Below are 17,562 nucleotides of genomic sequence, written 5' to 3' on the forward strand. Positions count from 1 at the left end.
AGCCCAGTGCTTCTCAAATCGGATAGATGATGTCGCTACCCTCAAAAGCCCTGTCGTTCCTTGTTAACTTTTCTGCTGTCACCGCAGGCGCAACTTTGGTTTGGCTTATGGTCTCGGTGATCACATCTGTCCTGATGCGCAACGCAGGATTGCAACCCTTTGCATGGCTCTTCACGTCTGCGGAATATGGTCTTCTGTATATGACAATGCTCGGTTCACCGTGGCTGGTGCGCGAAAAAGGGCATGTGCATATCGAATTGGTCACCGCTGCGCTGCCCGACAAAGCTCGGCGCATTGTTAGCCGGATCGTCGCTATCGCTTGCGTCTCGGTCTGCGTGATCCTTGCATGGAAAGGCGTGGAACTTTTCCTAAAGAATATTGATCGCGGAGATTATGATACGCGCGCTTATTATTACCCCCGTTGGATGCTCACGATTGCATTTCCAGTCAGCTTTGGCCTGATGGCGATTGAGTTCTCGCGTTTCATATTCGGTAGCGATTTGATGCACTCTGGCGAAGCAGGGATTCACGAATAATGGAATGGTTTGAAGCCCTTGCGCTGCTAGTCGGTTCAATCATCTTTCTCATGGCACTTGGCATGCCGGTAGCTTTGGCGTTTCTCGCAGCCAACATTATCGGTGCCTATATTTTCATGGGCGGTGAACGCGGTATAGGCCAACTCCTCAACAATGGCCTTGGTTCGCTTACGAAGTATGCGCTGGTGCCGATCCCGTTGTTCTTGCTGATGGGCGAGATTTTCTTCCACACAGGCTTGGGTGGACGTATGTTCACAGCCATCGACAAACTTCTGGGGCGTCTTCCTGGGCGACTGAGTTATGTCACCGTTTTAGGCGGCACGGCGTTCTCTACGCTCTCCGGCTCGTCCATGGGATCGACTGCATTGCTTGGCTCCCTTATGGTTCCTGAAATGGGGCGGCGAGGCTACAAACCGCATATGAGCATTGGACCGATCCTTGGCACTGGTGGCCTCGCGATTATCATCCCCCCCTCCGCTTTGGCAGTCCTTCTCGCGACCCTTGCGCAAATAGATGTCGCAGCTTTGCTCATCGCAGGTGTCGTTCCAGGCTTGATCCTCGCGACGTTTTATATCGTGACGATCTGGCTCCAGACCAAGATCGATCCGACAGCTGCCCCCGCCTATGATGTTGAACCGATGACATGGGGACGGAAGATTGCGACTTTATGCACTGAGGTCGTCCCTATGGTTGGCGTCATGGTTGTTATAATCATATTGATGATCAAAGGCTTCGTGACCCCGTCCGAGGCTGCTGCGTTCGGTGCAGTTGGCGTTTTGATCCTTGCGGCCGTGTTTCGTTGCCTCACGATCGAGGCGATGCGCAAATCTATCACAGGCGCGCTGCGGGTCACGTTGATGGCCTATCTCATCGTTTTCGGCTCAGCGACATTCAGCCAACTCTTGGCCTTCTCAGGCGCTTCTCGAGGGCTGGTGAAATGGGCGACATCCTTCGATCTCGCACCCTTGGCGATGCTATTGGTTATGTTTGCCGTGCTTCTTTTACTAGGCATGTTTATGGAACAAATCTCCATGATGCTGCTGACTGTCCCTATCTTTTTTCCATTGGCTCAATCCTTAGGGTTTGATCCAATCTGGTTTGGCTTGATCATGCTGCTAGCTCTCGAAATCAGCTTCACCACACCGCCTTTTGGATTGTTGCTATTCGTTATGAAAGGTGTGGCCCCTACAGGCACAACCATGAAAGCGATCTACACTTCGGCCTTTCCATTTATCGGATGTTCGCTGCTCTTGGTTGCCTTGCTTATTGCGTTTCCGCAACTCGCATTATGGCTTCCCTCATTGTAGAGTTTGGACAAACATGTTTTCGATTATCTCACTATTTCGCTAATATTTCTAGATATTTACTCACGGTTCACCTCCGCATAGCCCTAAAAAGGCCAGTATCAGGTTCGCTACAGCCTTCCAAAACGACCTTGATGTGGGCATCTTGACACCTTGTCAGAAACGCTTCGCAGAGGCTTAACTGCTTTTTTTATTTTGCAACTCAAGATAGCAAGGAATTGGCGCTTACAACACAAAATCTTAATCTGTATGACCGAACTCTAATATTCTAGGGTCCATTCGTCCAGTGAATGACAGCTTTCACAGAATCAGAAAAGCGTCTGCACGCCAACGTAAAGCACGAAGCTCTAATTCTGTCGTTTTTTTACTTTTAAGAAGCGCGCATAGACGCTGTTCAACCTAGACACTGCGATGGTCGTTTTGTCTGCGATGTATGAACTAGCTGATCACAGAATTTTGGCATTGCAGCGAAAGATGTCCATGCGGGCTGCGCCTACAGCAAATAACATGGGCGTTGAATGGCGGTAGAGGGCCGCCCATGCCACAGCCGTGCTACCTATTGGGCAGAAATGCTGCATCAGATCTAAGGTCGACAACGAACCCATTGTGCCCAATGCTGCGCAGTTCACGAACGGCATGAAAGCGCAAAAAGGCCGAATTTCGTGTCGTTCAGCTGGCTTAATTGCCAATCCATGTTTTGACCAACTCGGCAATTGCGTCAGAGTTCTTGTCCATCAGGGGCACATGTGAATTTCCACGGAATCCGCTGGCTTGAAGATCTAGCGTGTCGACGGAACCGCCGCATTTCGCCAGTCGATCAGCATAGAGGTCTGCGCGCTTGCTGTAGGACACCCAGGTTGCTGATTGTTGGAGATCAGCCAAACCGGGCCTGTTCGGACCAGGGCATCGAAATAGGCATCCAGGGTCTCTGCCCAGTGATTGCTCCAACCGGGCACAATCTGTGCCAGGAAATGATCTATGCAGTTGACCGGAAATTGCAGGCCATCATACGGATGGCACCGTCTGCCACCGCGGCTGTATCTCTCGGGTGGTCTATGTATTGGCTTGGAATTACTTGTTTCTGTTACCCTGGGCTTTACTCTGGCAAGAAAGCCATAAAAATCCAAACGGCGTCAGTGGGTTAAGCCATTGACGCCGTTTGGATTTTTATGGCTCCGGCGGTAGGGATCGAACCTACGACAAATTGATTAACAGTCAACTGCTCTACCGCTGAGCTACGCCGGAATACTTTGAGTGTCTTAGCAATGCGCGTTTGCGGCGTCCAGAGGGATTTACGCGCAAAGTGAGATTTTCTTTCAATTAATTGCCAACTAATGAAAACCGCGCATTTTGGTTCGGGATGCCATCGCGGGAGACCAATTTACGGCCTTCCAAATCAATGAGATGGGCGAAGACATTGCGGGTTGCTGCTGGAATGAGGGCCGTTGGCGTTTCGGTATAAATCGCTTCTGCAAGCGCGCGCGCCGTTGCAAAATCTTCTGAAAGCGCGGCTAGAATCTGGGTTTCGCGCGATTTGCGATGTGCGATCAGCCATTCGATCCGCTCAACAGGGGCCGTGATCGGAGCCCCATGACCCGCGTGCATAATTCGCGGTTTCAACGCGTTGAGTTTCTCGCAAGAGGTCATGAAATCCGTCAGATCGCCGTCAGGAGGTGACACCAAGGAACTGGCCCAGCCCATAACAAGATCGCCGCAAAATACGACGTCATCCCAAGCAAAGCACATGTGATTGCCCATATGACCGGGCGTGTGATGCGCTTTGATACGTTGATCACCCGCTTGGATCTGGCTTTGATCGAGTATCAGCACATCAGGTTGAAAATCGACATCAATGCCTTCGCCGCCCGAGGCCATGCCGGAGGCTAAACAGGCTTTCATCGCATCACTTTGGCCAACGTTGCTTGGACCGAATGCGAGAATGGGTGCGCCCGTTTCCTTCGACAGAAGCGCGGAAAGCGGTGAGTGATCCACATGGGAGTGGGTTACGAGAATATGCGTGATCGTTTGATTGGGACGACATGCTGCAAGAATCGCGTCTAGATGCGCGTCACTTGCGGGGCCGGGGTCAATTACTGCAATCTCGCGATGGCCGAGGAGATAAGTGTTGGTGCCACGAAATGTCATGGGGGAGGGGTTTGGCGCGACGATGCGACGCAAACCCTCCTGCAAAGCGACGACTGCGCCAATATTCGGATTAAAGTCTTGCTGCTCCATCGGCTCTTCCCTCCCGCGCGCCCTAAGCCTAGGGTGACGCATGTTCTTTGTTTGGCTCAAAAACTATATGCCGCGCAGCCTCTATGGTCGAGCGGCACTGATCCTAATCCTGCCGGTTGTGACATTGCAATTGGTGGTCTCCGTAGTGTTTATCCAACGTCATTTTGAGGGTGTGACTGAGCAGATGAGCCGCGGTGTTGCGCTGGAATTGCGCTATCTCCTGGATGAAATGCAAGGGCTGCCGACACAGGCCGTTACGTTGAATGCAGTGCGCGATGCGACCGAAAGTCTGAATTACGACTTTAGTTATGTCAGCGACGCGCAGCTTCCGGCGCAAAACCTGCGACGTTGGTATGATTTTTCCGGCATTGTCGTTGTGCGTTCGCTTAACGAGAACCTGCAAGAGTTACGCGGTGTTGAGATGCCGGATGATCGTCACGTCTTTGTTTACACAGATACAAAGTTAGGATTGTTGAAAATTGGCTTTGATCGTCCACGAGTTTCGGCAACGAATCCACACCAACTCCTCGTAAATATGTTATTCTTTGGCGTCTTTATGACGATTATTTCATTCTTTTACCTGCGCAATCAATTGCGTCCCATCACCCGCCTGGGCCATGTCGCCGAAGCTTTTGGTCGCGGGCAGACCTTGCCCTATCATGCCTCTGGTGCGGTAGAAGTCCGAGCGGCAGGCAATGCATTCTTAGCAATGCGCGCGCGGATTGAGCGTCAGATTGAACAACGCACGATGATGTTGTCGGGTGTCAGTCACGATCTGCGCACGCCCCTGACCCGACTCAAGCTGGGCCTGTCGATGTTAGAGGATGAAGATCGCGAACCGCTCGAGCGTGACGTTGAGGATATGAGGTGGCTCTTGGACGAATTTTTGAATTTTGCTAGCGGCAACGCAGAAGGTGAACAAGAACTCAGTGATCCTTTGCGTCTCACGCAATTGGCAATCGAGGATGCGGTGCGCATGGAACTGGCAGTTGAGATGCTCAAGGCAGAAGCGGGTCCCCACGTGATGCTCAACCCGCTGGCAATGCGGCGGGCCTTGGACAACCTTATTGGCAATGCTGTGCGATATGGAACACGCGCGCAGGTTTCGGTTTTGAGAACGGAGAAAACCGTGACGTTTCGTGTCGAAGACGATGGGCCGGGCCTTACGGAAGATCTCTATGGAGCAGCCGTTAAGCCGTTTGTCCGTCTGGACCCTGCGCGTAATCAGAACAAGGGCACTGGCGTGGGCCTTGGACTTGCGATCACCAATGATATCGCGCGAGCGCATGGAGGTAGTTTGCGGTTTTCGAAAAGTGAAACACTTGGCGGGTTGCGCGCCGACATTGTGATAAGAGCATAAAAAAAGCCCCGCCTCTTAATGGCGGGGCTTCGATAGTGTGCTTTGCGAACACGGCCTTAGCGGTTCTCGATATCAACATAGTCACGCTGCGTTTCACCAAGATAAAGCTGGCGCGGACGGCCAATTTTGTTTTGTGGATCTGCAATCATCTCTTTCCACTGGCTCACCCAACCAACTGTGCGCGACAGGGCGAAGATTGGTGTGAACATCGACGTTGGGAAGCCCATCGCCTCTAGGATGATGCCGGAGTAGAAGTCCACATTTGGGAACAGCTTTTTGTCCGCGAAGTACGGATCAGCAAGGGCGGCCTTTTCAAGTTCTTTAGCGACTTGAAGCGTCGGATTGTTTTCGACGCCAAGCAACTCGAGAACCTCGTCCGCAGATTTTTTCATCACAGTAGCGCGCGGATCGAAGTTTTTGTAAACACGATGGCCAAAGCCCATCAGGCGGAAGTCATCGTCCTTGTCTTTCGCGCGCGCAATATATTCAGGAATGCGATCCGGGGTGCCAATTTCACGCAGCATTTCAAGGCAGGCTTGGTTCGCGCCACCATGCGCTGGACCCCAAAGGCATGCGATACCAGCGGCGATACATGCGAACGGGTTCGCACCAGAAGACGACGCAAGGCGAACAGTGGACGTGGAAGCGTTCTGCTCGTGATCCGCATGGAGCGTGAAAATACGGTCCATCGCGCGGGCAAGGATCGGGTTTACTTCATACTCTTCCGCAGGCACGGCAAAGCACATGCGCAGGAAATTGGATGCATAGTCCAAGTCATTGCGTGGATATACAAAGGGTTGCCCGATTGAGTACTTATAGGCCCAAGCTGCAATCGTTGGCATTTTCGCGATCAAGCGGTGCGATGCAATCTCGCGTTGGCGCTCATCTGTGACGTCTGTGCTGTCGTGATAGAACGCAGACATCGCACCAACCACACCAGTCATAATCGCCATCGGGTGGGCATCACGGCGGAAGCCACGGAAAAATCCGGTCATCTGTTCATGAAGCATTGTGTGATGTGTGATCGTTTGCTCGAAATGCTCAAGCTCTGTTGCTTTCGGCAATTCACCGTAAAGCAGAAGGTAGCAAATTTCTAGAAAGTGAGAATTTTCTGCAAGTTGATCGATTGGGTAACCACGATGCAACAACTCACCTTTGCCACCATCGATGAAGGTAATTGTGCTGTCGCAGCTCGCAGTAGATGTGAAGCCAGGGTCATAAGTGAACACGCCTGCTTGTGCGTAAAGTTTGCGTATGTCGAGCACATCAGGACCCGCCGTGGGCGAGTAGATCGGCAATTCAACTGAAGTGTCATCGAAACTCAGCGTAGCGCTGCGTTTGGCAGTATCAGACATATGTGTCCCTTTTCAAATCTGCCCGGCGCGCGGATCGCACACGGGTTGTGTAACTGTTGGGTCTTACCGAAGTCTTACCCGTTCTCTTGAGCGGCATCCGAAATACGAGCAATCGCTTCGTCTTTTCCTAAAACCAACAACATATCGAATACGCTTGGTGTCACAGCACGACCAGAAAGTGCTGCGCGCAGAGGCCCGGCCATCTTGCCAAACTTAGTGCCATTTGCTTCGGCAAAGTCTGCGGTTACGGCCTCTAAAGCGTCACGATTCCAGCTAGCATTTTGCAGATGCGGCGTCAACGCGTTCAGTATACTACGGGATACTGTATCAAGCGCCTTGCTCGCCTTTTCGTCTGGTGTGATTGGGCGATCGGTCAAGACAAACTCAGCCTTTTCAAGGATTTCTGGGAAGGTTTTGGCCCGTTCTTTCAAGTAATCCATGGCGGCTGATAAAAGTAATATCTTTGGATCACTAATGGGTTCATCTGCGCGCGCGCTCAGAAATTCATGCAACTCTTGCTGCAAAGCAGCATTGTCGGCGCTCGCAATATGCTGTCCACACAGGTGTTCCAGCTTTTTCGTATCAAAACGGGCAGGGGATTTGCCGATCCCGCTTAGATCAAACCACTCTTTCGCCTGTGCGTCAGAAAAGAACTCATCATCGCCGTGACTCCACCCCAAACGCGCGAGATAGTTTCGCATCCCAGAGGCAGGGTAGCCCATAAGTTGATATTCTTGCGCGCCCAAAGCGCCATGGCGTTTGGAAAGTTTTTTGCCATCGGGCCCGTGAATCAGCGGGATATGCGCGAAGACAGGGACGTCCCAGCCCATGGCCTCATAGACCATCATCTGACGTGCCGCATTGCTCAGGTGATCGTCGCCGCGGATAACATGTGTGACGCCCATATCATGGTCATCCACGACGACCGCGAGCATGTAGACAGGCGTGCCATCAGAGCGCAGCAAGATCATGTCATCGAGTTGCGCGTGATCGATTTTCACATTGCCCTGCACTTCATCGCGGATCACCATCGTGCCGCCTTCGGGTGCGCGCACGCGGACAACATAAGGCAGATCTGGGTGGGTAGAGGCATCCGCATCACGCCAAGGGCTGCGATAGAGCGTGGATTTACCCTCCGCACGCGCGCCCTCGCGGAAGGCTTCGATTTCGTCTTGCGTCGCAAAACATTTGAACGCTTTGCCATTGGCGAGCATTTCATGGGCAACTTCTGCATGACGATCTGCGCGTTCAAACTGGCTGATCACATCGCCGTCGTGATCAAGTCCGAGCCAAGCCATGCCTTGCAGGATTGCTGTCGTTGCTTCTGGGTTTGACCGCGCGCGATCGGTGTCCTCGATGCGCAACAAGAATTTGCCACCGCGACCACGGGCATAAAGCCAGTTGAACAAGGCCGTGCGTGCCCCGCCAATATGAAGATAGCCCGTCGGAGAAGGGGCAAAACGTGTTACAATTTCAGCGGACATAGCGCGATTAACCTTTCGGTAAGCATAAATTGGCTAGAATTGAGGTCCTGATAGCTTCCAGTTTGCGCAAGGACAAGGACCCGCATGAGCCAGCATAGTCCGTTGCGCGAGCAACTTAGTGCAGAGCTAGGGCAAGGATTTAACTTTGCGGCGGTTTTGCTTGGCTTGGGCATTCTGGTCTATTTTGATATGCTGGAAGAACCGCCGCTTGTTATTTCGCTGCTTAGTCTGCTCCTTGGTTTCGGATGCGCAGTTTTACTGCGGTTGTCTCCCTTTTCCTGGCGGCCTTTGCTCTGGGGCATCACATTAATTGCTTTCGGTTTTGGCTCTGCCGCATGGCGTAGTGCGGCCGTTGCTGCGCCGGTTCTGAACTGGCGTTACTATGGCCCCGTTGAAGGCTGAGTTGTTGGCTTAGATCGCTCCGCATCCGGCGCGTTGCGGGTGACCTTGGATCAAGTCATACTAGGGCGAAAAGGGTCGCCCCAAGCCCCCAAGCGCGTGCGTGTTTCGCTTTATGGATCAGACGCGGATAAAAGACCAATCGCAGGGGCGCGGGTGATGACCACAACGCGTCTGTCGCCACCATTGGGATCTGCTGAGCCGCCCGGTTTCGATTTTCAACGCCATTTCTGGCTCACGCAGATGGGTGGTGTCGGATATGCCCGCGTGCCCTTGTTACTTGTTACTTGTTGCCTATCCTGTGGGGGGCTTCAATTTTTCAAACTTCGCATCGCTTTGTCTAATCGGATCAACCTGCATCTGGATCGGCAAACAGGCGCTTTGCAGCGGCCTTAATGACAGGGGATCGCAGCGGGCTGAGTGCGGAGACATTGAGAAATCTGCGTCACAGTAACCTCGCGCATTTACTCGCAATCTCGGGTCTGCATATGGGACTGCTTGTCGCCCTCGTTTTTGCAGCCCTAAGGTTAGGTCTAAGCCTTATTCCGTAGCTTGCGTCAGGCAGCGCAGTCAAAAAGATCGCCGCCTTAGGAGATTTGATCGCAGGAGTGGGATATCTTGGCCTGTCGGCGGGGCCGTCGCGACGAAACGCGCTTTTATTATGGCGGCAGTCGCCTTAGGCGCGGTCATATTAGAGCGACGCGCGATCAATCTTCGCGCTGTTGCATTAACGGCGATGGTCATCCTGATCCAACGGCCCGATGCGATCACGAGGTCGGGATTTTAAATGTCATTCGTGGGAATGACGGCTTCGGTTATGATCTTCAATACGATCAGCCGCCTTGACGCAGGAAAACCGCCGCGCCACGTGATCGGGCGCATGATCTCAGGCATTGTCATTTCATCTGCGGCGACAGGCCTTACCACTTTGCCTATTGCAACGGCGCATCTCAACAATATTGCGCAATTCGGTTTGATCGCGAACCTCGCCTTGGTGCCCCTGATGGGGATATTGGTGATTCCTTTGGCGGTCGTCGCGGTCTGCCTCCTACCTGTGCATTTGGAGTGGTTGTCTCTCACGGTCATGGGCTGGGGTCTTGATTGGATTTTGGCCGTCGCGCGTGAAGTGTCTATTTGGGACGGTGCGATCCACAAAGTGCCCGCGCCGCCGGGCTGGGCATTTTTGACGATTTGCGTCGGGCTGTTGTGTCTGGCGCTGTTGATTTCCAAATTTCTCTTTGTTGCGCTGGCACCCACCGTATTTGGTGTGTTTGGTTGGGTCACGGTCCAAAGGCCGGACATTTTGATTTCGAACACAAGGGTTTTGGTATGTGTGCTCGGCGCAGAGGGACGTGCGTTGAGCAAGGAAAAAGGCGCGGGCTTTTTTTCAGGTGATTGGCTCAAGAATGATGGCGATCCGAGCTTTCAACGCGCTGCCGCGCGGCGATGGGACGGACCAACAGATGCAACACGGATTGGAGCGCATGTTATTTTTGCGGCCGCGGGGAAGCGCAGGCTAAACGTGCTTGATGGCTGCAAAGCCTCTGACATTGCAGTGTTTTCTGAAAATTTTGAATGCGATGTGCCCTGTCGTGTATTCGACCGAAAGAGCCTGGGGCGCTCGGGCAGCGTCGCGATTTCAATCAAGGAAAACGGTGCTTTGAACGTAACAACGGCCCGCAAAGTAGCGGGCTGTCGATACTGGAATGATAAAACGCTGCAAAAAGCGCGATTCGGGTACTAGTAGCTGCGGATCAAGCCGACCAAGCGTCCCTGAACTTTGACCTGCTCGTGCGAGAAGAACCGCGTTTCATAAGCAGGGTTCGCCGCCTCAAGCGCGATCGTGGTACCGTTGCGGTGGAACCGCTTCAGCGTCGCTTCCTGTTCTGCGACCAAAGCCACCACGATATCGCCGTTATCCGCCGTGTTGGTTTCGCGGATCACAACCGTATCACCATCATTGATGCCCGCGTCGATCATCGAGTCGCCTTTAACTTCAAGCGCATAGTGCTCGCCCGGGCCGGAGAGCATCTGGCTGGGCACCGCAACATTATGCGACGCGTGGCTGATCGCCTCAATCGGGACACCTGCCGCAATTTGCCCCATCACAGGCAGCTCCATCGCGCGGATCGCTTCAGCGGGTTGCGCGTTACGCGGCGCAGAAACGTCAGGCTTTCCTCCCTCAACAACCCGTGGCACAAAGCCCGCAGGAGTCATCCCCAAGCTATCAGGCAGTTTCACAATTTCGATGGCGCGTGCACGGTGGGCGAGGCGGCGTATAAATCCGCGCTCCTCCAAAGCGGTAATCAAGCGGTGGATGCCGGATTTAGAACGCAGATCCAACGCCTCTTTCATTTCGTCAAACGAAGGAGGAACACCGTCTTTTTGCACTCGTTTGTTAATAAACTCGAGCAGATCCAGTTGTTTTTTTGTCAGCATATCTGCATTCTCCTGCTGTGCGATTTTGCTTTGTTCTATCGATGTTCCTGTTTTGTGTCAATGATTTGTTCAGTTCGGTTAAAGAGGAACAAACGCGACCTCTGCGCCAGTTTGCAATGCGGGATCATGCGGCGGTCGCAATAAAAGCGCGTTCGCTTGGGCAAGTACTGTCAGCAGGGCGCTGTCTTGACGCTCAAACGCCTTTATCTGCCCATCTTCAACGCGTGCACGCATATAGTGCGCACGTGGCCCGTTTGCGGGGAACTCCTGCGCAAGGCGCGCTTTGGCATGTGGCACAGGTGTTTTGCTTAGCCCCAGCATTGCGCGGATCACAGGCTGCACGAAGATAACTCCACAGACCATAGCAGACACAGGATTGCCCGGCAGGCCGATCATTGCAGCGTTACCTAACTTGCCCGCCATGAGCGGTTTGCCAGGTCGCATCGCAACCTTGTAGAACGCGCGCTCCATCCCGAGGGTTTCTGCAACATCGCCGACCAAATCATGATCCCCGACAGAAGCGCCACCAATCGTGATGATCAAATCGCTGCCTTTGGCTAGTTCGAAGGCTGTTGTGAGGGCGGGAATCGTGTCATTCGCAATCGGAAGCACGCGCACGCGCGCGCCGACGGCATCGAGCATTGCTTTCAGTCCAAAGGTATTTGAGGCGATGATTTGATCAGGTCCGGGGCTTTCACCGGGCATCACCAGTTCAGTCCCCGTCGAGATCAGCGCGACTTCGGGACGGCGCGTCACGGGTACCGCGTCGACGTTCATAGACGCAAGTAAAGCGATCAACTGGGGTGTCAAAATTTGTGGCGCTTCCAGCGTCTGGCCTGCATTGAAATCGGTGCCAGCTGGGCGGATGTAGGGGCTTGTCTCGCTCGTCTCGCGGATGGTAATTTGATTTTGTTCTGCGTCCACATCTTCCTGAATAACGACCCAAGTGGCACCTTCAGGAACGGGTGCACCCGTAAAAATGCGCACTGCTTGACCCTGATCCACAGTACCTTCGAAGCGCGTGCCTGCGGCCGCTTCGCCGATCACTTTCAAGCTGCGGCCAGCAACGTAATCGCTCTCGGAAATCGCATAACCATCCATTGAGGACGCGGGGAAGGGTGGTTGATCGCGGTTCGCAGCGACCGGGTGCGCCAACACGCGACCAGCTGCTTGCCGCAAAGGAACTAATTCGACGTCAAGTGGGTCCACAAGGGCGAACAGTGTGTTGAGCGCGTCCTCAACCGAAATCATGACGTTTCATACCGACCGGATTTGCCTCCGTCTTTCAAGGTGATACGGACGCCGCCAATTTCCATTGTCTTATCGACGGCTTTGATCATGTCGTAGATCGTCAAGCCTGCGATACTGACAGAGGTCAATGCTTCCATTTCAACGCCAGTTTGCCCTGTCGTTTTCACTGTGCCGCTGATGCGCACGCCGGGCAAATCAGGATCAAGGGTAAGATCAAGCGCGACCTTTGAGATCGGCAAAGGATGACACAGCGGGATCAGATCAGGCGTCCTTTTCGCACCCATGATGCCCGCCAGCTGCGCGACGCTTAGAACATCCCCTTTCTTTGCGGTGCCACTGGAAATGATCTCAAACGCTTCCGCGCTCATGCGCACCCAGCCAGCTGCGGTCGCTACTCTGGCTGTAATTTTTTTGTCTGATACGTCGACCATATGCGCGTCGCCTTTGGCATCAAAGTGCGTAAGGCCACTCATGCGCCCATACCTGCGCTGGTGGATGCATTGCTCAATAACGCCCGCGTGGCGCTTTCTACATCGTCTTGGCGCATCAGGCTTTCGCCAATGAGGAAAGTGCGTGCCCCGAATTTTGCTATGTCGGCGAGGTCAGCAGGGGTAAACAGCCCGCTTTCCGAGATGATCAAACGATCCTCAGGCACCATCCGGCTGAGTGTGCGAGTTGTGTCTAAAGAGGTCTCAAATGTCTTGAGATTGCGGTTGTTGATCCCCATCAACGGCGATTTCAGAATGGAGGCGCGCTCCAGTTCAGCTGCGTCATGCACTTCGAGCAGCACATCCATATCCCAGCTAAAAGCGGCTTCTTCCAGCTCCGCCGCTTGGGCGTCCGAGACAGAGGCGAGAATGATCAAAATGCAATCTGCTCCAAGCGCGCGGGCCTCGGCGACTTGATAGGTGTCATACATGAAATCTTTGCGCAGTGCGGGCAGGCTGACCGCGTCGCGCGCGTCACTTAGGAAGGGCTTCGCACCTTGAAAACTCGGCGTATCGGTGAGCACAGACAGGCAGGTCGCGCCACCACGCTCATAGGCTTTTGCCAGCATTGCAGGATCGAAGTCTTCGCGGATCAAGCCTTTGGAGGGGGAGGCTTTCTTTACCTCCGCGATCAGCCCATAGCCTTCACGAGAGGCGCGCATCAACGCATCCGCAAATCCACGCGGCGCGCTGGCTACTTTCGCCTCTGCCTCTACTGCCTCAAGCGATTTAGCTGCTTTATCGGCGATTATTTCTTCAAGCTTGTAAGCTTTAATGCGGTCTAGGGCGGTTTGGGTCATGTCAGTCTCTAACTTTGTCGCAGCAGTCTAGGGTTTTGGGTCGTTTAGCTTTGGGTGATGGTTGCCAAGGCCTCGATCTTGCCTTTGGCGGCCCCGCTATCGATGCTTTCACGTGCCATTTCTGCGCCGGATTTAAGGTTGCTGGCCTTGCCCGCAACCACCAAAGCGGCAGCGCTATTCAAAAGAACCGCATCGCGATAGGCGCTTTGGGTTCCTTCCAGAAGCGCGCGAAAGGCTACACCGTTTTCTTCGGGCGTGCCACCCATGACATCCTCGAACGGGTGTAGAGGCAGGCCTGCATCTTCTGGGTTAACTTCAAATTCGCGCACAATGCCGTTTTCGAGTGCGGCAACCCAAGAGACGCCAGCGATGCTCAGCTCATCAGTGCCGTCACTGCCGTGTACCAACCATGCCACATCTGAGCCGAGTTGTCCCAAAATTTCTGCCATAGGACGGATCAGATCGCGACGGTATGCGCCTGTAAGTTGACGTTTCACGCCCGCAGGGTTGGTCAGGGGACCAAGAATATTGAAGATCGTGCGCGTGCCAAGTTCCGCGCGCGTGGGCATCACGTGCCGTGTCGCGGGGTGGTGCATAGGGGCCATCATAAAGGCGATGCCACACTCGTTTAGCGCTCTTTCGACGATATCCACACCGACCATCACATCGATGCCCATTTGACCAAGCGCGTCGGCAGCGCCTGATTTCGAGCTAAGATTGCGATTGCCGTGTTTGGCGACCGTAACACCCGCGCCTGCCACTACGAAAGCTGTAGCAGTTGAGATATTCAGTGTGCCTTTGCCATCGCCGCCGGTGCCGACAATATCCATCGCATCGCTTGGCGCTTTGACTGCGTTGCATTTGGCGCGCATCACGGATGCGGCTGCGGCGTATTCTGCAACGGTTTCACCGCGCGTGCGCATCGCCATCAAAAGACCGCCTATCTGGCTTGGCGTAGCTTCGCCCGTGAACAAGATCTCGAACGCGGCTTCCGCTTCCGCGCGGGTTAAATCACGCTCTGCGGCTGCATCAATCAGGGGCTTTAGGGCGTCGCTCATGCGGGAACCTTCATCGTCTTGAGGAAATTTTTCAGCATCGCGTGACCATGTTTGGACCGGATCGACTCTGGATGAAATTGTACGCCGTGAATAGGCAATTCTCGATGTTGCAGCCCCATAATCGTGCCATCGTCCAGCTCTGCGGTGATTTCAAGCGCATCAGGCAGGCTGTCGCGTTTGACCACCAGCGAATGGTAGCGCGTTGCTTGGAAAGGGCTTGGTAGATCTTCAAACAAACCACGGTTTGTGTGCTGAATTTCACCCATTTTACCGTGCACAATCTCATGACAGCGCACGACCTTGCCGCCAAAGGCTTCACCAATTGTCTGATGGCCCAAACATACCCCCATCAACGGGGTTTTCGTAGTTGCAGCCAAGCTGACTATATCGAGACAAATCCCCGCTTGCGCAGGGGCTTTGGGGCCGGGCGAGAGCAAAATTCCAGTGGGATTCAAAGCCATCGCCGCTTCTGCGCTCATCGCGTCATTGCGGATCACTTTTACATCTGCGCCCAACTCGCCCAAATAATGGACAAGATTGTAGGTGAAGCTGTCGTAGTTATCGATCAAAAGCAGCATGAAACGTCTCAATTCGTCAAAATCGACCTATCGTGCAGGTCCAGTTGCAACCTACATGCTCAGGACAGCGCCCTAGGGTCAAGAGGCCCCTTGTGTTGCGCTGTGCAAGCGGCCAGGTTAATCACGAATTCAGCATAAGGGATCAAGGCGGGTTTACTGTGGCAAATGGCGCATTTTCAGGTGTGATTTGGGGCGCACTCGTCGCGGTTGCGGGGGCGGGCGGCTTGTCCTTGGCCTATCCCGATTATAAACCAGGTGGATCTTCCGATGCGATGCAAGAGGCTGTGGCTGAAGAGTTGGCCGCGACAGAAGAGGTCGCGGAGACCGTGGTTTCTGAAACCCCAGCGATGGACGTAGACGAAACGGCTCAGCTGGAGGCTGCGCCAGAAGAACTTGTCGAAGATCTGTTAGAAGATGTTGCGTCGGAGCAGGAGCCCGAAGCACCAATGGCCGACGTTGTTGTAGAGGATGAAGTGTTTGATCCTGAAACGGGTGAGCCCGAGGTTGAAATGGCCAAAGTGGCTGAAACCAAGCAAGCAGAACCAGATACTGTTGTCGCAGATGCTGCAGAAACCGAGACTGCGGTGGAGCTAGAAGTGAGCGAGGCAGAAACGCCCATCGCTGAAACGGAAATCGAGCCAGAAACTGTCGCAGAAGAGACGGTCGAGAACGCAGACGCCGCAGAAAGCATAACAGACGAGATCATCACATCCTTGCCGAAGCCCGTCGGAACCGTGGGCGATTTGGCACCAGAGGTTACGACCAATCGCTTACCATCACTGGCCACTGATCAGGCTGAGACAGAGGACAGCCCAAGCGCCGTCGCACCGCCACCTTTTGAGCGGTTTGCCTCAACAGCACCGATTGAAAACGACAAGCCCCGCATGTCTATTGTCTTGATCGATATGGGCGATAGTTCACTGGGCGTAGAAGCGTTGGATACTTTCCCTTATCCACTCACCTTCGCAGTTGATGCAAGCACACCGAACGCCGTCGAGCGGATGCAAGTCTATCGCGACAAAGGGTTTGAGGTCCTCGCATTGGTTGATCTGCCGCGCGGAGCAACAGCGTCGGACGTCGAAGTTGCGATGAGTGTGTACCTAGCGGCGGTTCCAGAGGCTGTTGGCATTCTCGAAGGGGTTGAAACAGGCGTGCAAACCAGCCGCGAAATGGCCGACCAGCTGACGCAGATCGTTCTCGATAGCGGGCATGGCATGCTTTTGCAAAAAAGCGGGTTGAACACGGCGCGCAAACTGGCAGAGCGCGAGGGCATTCCTGCAGCCACAGTGTTTCGTGATTTTGATGGCAAAGGCCAGTCCGCGAGCGTTATGCGTCGGTTCCTTGACCAAGCGGCGTTTCGCGCGGCTCAGGAGGGTGGCGTGGTGATGATGGGACGCCTTCAGGCAGAAACAATTTCCGCCCTACTGATTTGGGGCTTCGCAGATCGCGCAAGCCGCGTGGGGCTGGTGCCAGTGAGCGCGGTTTTGAAGCAGGACGCACCTGATGAAGGTTAGATCTGATCTGCAAAGCGTTCGGCGCGCGCACGCATGTCTGCGTTTGGGTTAATTTCTATGACTAGAGTCTCACATTCTGATTAGAAATCTGCCCGTTCTTCATCGGGCGCATTTCGTGCCGCCCATATACAATAGTCCAATGCCGCGTGTTTCAACATCCAAGTAAAGTGCGCTTTGATGATCAACTGTGCAAGGTTTTTTCCGGCTTTCGGATAGTCGCCTTTGACCGCTTGCAGGTAGAAACTATAGGCGGTGAGCAGGTCGATATGCACACCGTAGCCTTCCTCATGCATCACGCCTAAGTCGTTGAAGGCGCGAAAATATCCGCGCGCGGCGGCTTCTGTATAAAGCACACGCGCTCTGACCCAACTTACGCTGCGCCCCCGCCCTTTGACATAAGCATGCGCAAGATTGGTGGTGCCGACGACATCGCCCGTCTCGTGACCCTTTTCGTACCAATCAGCCGCGCTGCCATGATCTACTGGATCGGCGCTTTCGGCTAATTTGCTAAGCGCTGTCATCGCAGGCACGTAGCCCAAACCAGCGGCGGCCTTGAATTCTAGACCTGCTCGTTTTCGATCCATCTCGACCTCGCCTGAGCCAAGCGCGAAAATCGAGCCGAGATTGTAGCAGGCCCGCACTTCACCTGCTTTCGAAGCCTGATCAAATAGATCCACTGCTTTAACCGTGTCTTTTTTGAACGCTCCGCCCTTCATCATAGTCAGCCCCTAGAATGTTCAACGCCATCCCATTGCCCGCTT

General features: G+C 53.9%; 17 protein-coding genes, 1 tRNA gene and 1 pseudogene. 7 read left to right on the forward strand and 12 right to left on the reverse strand.

The window, feature by feature from the left end:
- The first annotated feature begins 29 nt into the window (after window positions 1-29).
- Both QZ280_RS03295 and QZ280_RS03300 read left to right on the forward strand, forming a co-directional pair.
- Complete coding sequence (locus QZ280_RS03295; protein ID WP_293441056.1) at window positions 30-536, forward strand: TRAP transporter small permease; 507 nt, start codon at window positions 30-32, stop codon at window positions 534-536.
- Window positions 536-1,843 (forward strand): TRAP transporter large permease, encoded by a 1,308-nt coding sequence (locus tag QZ280_RS03300; RefSeq protein WP_293441059.1) that lies wholly within the window; start codon window positions 536-538, stop codon window positions 1,841-1,843. The genes QZ280_RS03295 and QZ280_RS03300 overlap by 1 nt, the downstream gene beginning before the upstream one ends.
- Before the next feature lie 675 nt (window positions 1,844-2,518).
- Here QZ280_RS03300 and QZ280_RS03305 read toward each other — a convergent pair.
- The 3 genes from QZ280_RS03305 to QZ280_RS03315 form a co-directional block, all read right to left on the reverse strand.
- On the reverse strand, window positions 2,519-2,722 hold the full coding sequence (locus QZ280_RS03305; protein ID WP_293441062.1) for a hypothetical protein: 204 nt from the start codon (window positions 2,720-2,722) through the stop codon (window positions 2,519-2,521).
- 288 nt (window positions 2,723-3,010) lie between these two features.
- Window positions 3,011-3,085, reverse strand: a tRNA-Asn gene (locus tag QZ280_RS03310).
- 75 nt (window positions 3,086-3,160) lie between these two features.
- Window positions 3,161-4,075, reverse strand: coding sequence for an MBL fold metallo-hydrolase (locus tag QZ280_RS03315; protein WP_293441065.1), 915 nt, complete (start codon window positions 4,073-4,075; stop codon window positions 3,161-3,163).
- Window positions 4,076-4,115: 40 nt separating this feature from the next.
- Between QZ280_RS03315 and QZ280_RS03320 the strand changes: the two genes are divergently transcribed.
- The gene (locus tag QZ280_RS03320; RefSeq protein WP_293441068.1) at window positions 4,116-5,435 is read left to right on the forward strand and encodes an ATP-binding protein; all 1,320 of its coding nucleotides are present in this window, start codon (window positions 4,116-4,118) and stop codon (window positions 5,433-5,435) included.
- A gap of 56 nt (window positions 5,436-5,491) precedes the next feature.
- Here QZ280_RS03320 and gltA read toward each other — a convergent pair whose 3' ends face one another.
- Together gltA and gltX are read right to left on the reverse strand one after the other, a co-directional pair.
- The gene (gltA, locus tag QZ280_RS03325; protein WP_293441071.1) at window positions 5,492-6,790 is read right to left on the reverse strand and encodes a citrate synthase; all 1,299 of its coding nucleotides are present in this window, start codon (window positions 6,788-6,790) and stop codon (window positions 5,492-5,494) included.
- Window positions 6,791-6,864: 74 nt separating this feature from the next.
- Window positions 6,865-8,274 carry a glutamate--tRNA ligase gene (gene gltX / locus QZ280_RS03330; protein ID WP_293441073.1) on the reverse strand — a complete coding sequence of 470 codons (1,410 nt, stop codon included), beginning with the start codon at window positions 8,272-8,274 and terminating at the stop codon, window positions 6,865-6,867.
- Between the two features lie 84 nt (window positions 8,275-8,358).
- Here gltX and QZ280_RS03335 point away from each other — a divergent pair, with 84 nt between their 5' ends.
- From QZ280_RS03335 to QZ280_RS03340, 3 genes and pseudogenes are all read left to right on the forward strand, one after another.
- On the forward strand, window positions 8,359-8,676 hold the full coding sequence (locus QZ280_RS03335; protein WP_293441075.1) for a hypothetical protein: 318 nt from the start codon (window positions 8,359-8,361) through the stop codon (window positions 8,674-8,676).
- Window positions 8,677-9,068: 392 nt separating this feature from the next.
- Window positions 9,069-9,224: a ComEC/Rec2 family competence protein gene (locus tag QZ280_RS16195; RefSeq protein WP_365734135.1), complete on the forward strand. Its 156-nt coding sequence runs from the start codon at window positions 9,069-9,071 to the stop codon at window positions 9,222-9,224.
- Window positions 9,225-9,286: 62 nt separating this feature from the next.
- Window positions 9,287-10,417: pseudogene (locus tag QZ280_RS03340) on the forward strand (ComEC/Rec2 family competence protein).
- Here the strand turns inward: QZ280_RS03340 and lexA are convergent.
- The 6 genes from lexA to QZ280_RS03370 form a co-directional block, all read right to left on the reverse strand.
- The gene (lexA, locus tag QZ280_RS03345; RefSeq protein ID WP_293441076.1) at window positions 10,414-11,112 is read right to left on the reverse strand and encodes a transcriptional repressor LexA; all 699 of its coding nucleotides are present in this window, start codon (window positions 11,110-11,112) and stop codon (window positions 10,414-10,416) included. The pseudogene QZ280_RS03340 and the gene lexA sit on opposite strands and share 4 nt — an antisense overlap.
- Before the next feature lie 78 nt (window positions 11,113-11,190).
- A complete protein-coding gene (gene glp, locus QZ280_RS03350) occupies window positions 11,191-12,363 on the reverse strand; it encodes a gephyrin-like molybdotransferase Glp (RefSeq protein WP_293441078.1) in 1,173 nt (390 codons plus the stop codon).
- Window positions 12,360-12,836 (reverse strand): cyclic pyranopterin monophosphate synthase MoaC, encoded by a 477-nt coding sequence (gene moaC / locus QZ280_RS03355; RefSeq protein ID WP_293441080.1) that lies wholly within the window; start codon window positions 12,834-12,836, stop codon window positions 12,360-12,362. The genes glp and moaC overlap by 4 nt, the downstream gene beginning before the upstream one ends.
- Window positions 12,833-13,651 carry an indole-3-glycerol phosphate synthase TrpC gene (trpC, locus tag QZ280_RS03360; RefSeq protein WP_293441082.1) on the reverse strand — a complete coding sequence of 273 codons (819 nt, stop codon included), beginning with the start codon at window positions 13,649-13,651 and terminating at the stop codon, window positions 12,833-12,835. The genes moaC and trpC overlap by 4 nt, the downstream gene beginning before the upstream one ends.
- 44 nt (window positions 13,652-13,695) lie before the next feature.
- Window positions 13,696-14,709 carry an anthranilate phosphoribosyltransferase gene (gene trpD / locus QZ280_RS03365; RefSeq protein ID WP_293441084.1) on the reverse strand — a complete coding sequence of 338 codons (1,014 nt, stop codon included), beginning with the start codon at window positions 14,707-14,709 and terminating at the stop codon, window positions 13,696-13,698.
- Window positions 14,706-15,287: an aminodeoxychorismate/anthranilate synthase component II gene (locus QZ280_RS03370; RefSeq protein WP_293441085.1), complete on the reverse strand. Its 582-nt coding sequence runs from the start codon at window positions 15,285-15,287 to the stop codon at window positions 14,706-14,708. Before QZ280_RS03370 ends, trpD begins: the two co-directional genes overlap by 4 nt.
- Before the next feature lie 158 nt (window positions 15,288-15,445).
- On the opposite strand from QZ280_RS03370, the gene QZ280_RS03375 reads away from it, so the two are divergent.
- Window positions 15,446-16,801 (forward strand): polysaccharide deacteylase family 2 protein, encoded by a 1,356-nt coding sequence (locus QZ280_RS03375; protein WP_293441086.1) that lies wholly within the window; start codon window positions 15,446-15,448, stop codon window positions 16,799-16,801.
- An 80-nt stretch (window positions 16,802-16,881) separates the two neighbouring features.
- Here the strand turns inward: QZ280_RS03375 and QZ280_RS03380 are convergent, their stop codons facing one another.
- Window positions 16,882-17,520 (reverse strand): tetratricopeptide repeat protein, encoded by a 639-nt coding sequence (locus QZ280_RS03380; protein ID WP_293441088.1) that lies wholly within the window; start codon window positions 17,518-17,520, stop codon window positions 16,882-16,884.
- Window positions 17,521-17,562: the final 42 nt, after the last annotated feature.

It is taken from the genome of Planktotalea sp. (assembly GCF_018607995.1).
GTDB lineage: Bacteria > Pseudomonadota > Alphaproteobacteria > Rhodobacterales > Rhodobacteraceae > Planktotalea.

Coding starts and splice junctions, on each gene's coding strand:
- QZ280_RS03295 (WP_293441056.1), top strand. CDS start 30: ATGTCGCTACCCTCAAAAGCCCTGTCGTTCCTTGTTAACTTTTCTGCT.
- QZ280_RS03300 (WP_293441059.1), top strand. CDS start 536: ATGGAATGGTTTGAAGCCCTTGCGCTGCTAGTCGGTTCAATCATCTTT.
- QZ280_RS03315 (WP_293441065.1), bottom strand. CDS start 4,075: ATGGAGCAGCAAGACTTTAATCCGAATATTGGCGCAGTCGTCGCTTTG.
- QZ280_RS03320 (WP_293441068.1), top strand. CDS start 4,116: ATGTTCTTTGTTTGGCTCAAAAACTATATGCCGCGCAGCCTCTATGGT.
- gltA (WP_293441071.1), bottom strand. CDS start 6,790: ATGTCTGATACTGCCAAACGCAGCGCTACGCTGAGTTTCGATGACACT.
- gltX (WP_293441073.1), bottom strand. CDS start 8,274: ATGTCCGCTGAAATTGTAACACGTTTTGCCCCTTCTCCGACGGGCTAT.
- QZ280_RS03335 (WP_293441075.1), top strand. CDS start 8,359: ATGAGCCAGCATAGTCCGTTGCGCGAGCAACTTAGTGCAGAGCTAGGG.
- QZ280_RS16195 (WP_365734135.1), top strand. CDS start 9,069: ATGACAGGGGATCGCAGCGGGCTGAGTGCGGAGACATTGAGAAATCTG.
- lexA (WP_293441076.1), bottom strand. CDS start 11,112: ATGCTGACAAAAAAACAACTGGATCTGCTCGAGTTTATTAACAAACGA.
- glp (WP_293441078.1), bottom strand. CDS start 12,363: ATGATTTCGGTTGAGGACGCGCTCAACACACTGTTCGCCCTTGTGGAC.
- moaC (WP_293441080.1), bottom strand. CDS start 12,836: ATGAGTGGCCTTACGCACTTTGATGCCAAAGGCGACGCGCATATGGTC.
- trpC (WP_293441082.1), bottom strand. CDS start 13,651: ATGACCCAAACCGCCCTAGACCGCATTAAAGCTTACAAGCTTGAAGAA.
- trpD (WP_293441084.1), bottom strand. CDS start 14,709: ATGAGCGACGCCCTAAAGCCCCTGATTGATGCAGCCGCAGAGCGTGAT.
- QZ280_RS03370 (WP_293441085.1), bottom strand. CDS start 15,287: ATGCTGCTTTTGATCGATAACTACGACAGCTTCACCTACAATCTTGTC.
- QZ280_RS03380 (WP_293441088.1), bottom strand. CDS start 17,520: ATGATGAAGGGCGGAGCGTTCAAAAAAGACACGGTTAAAGCAGTGGAT.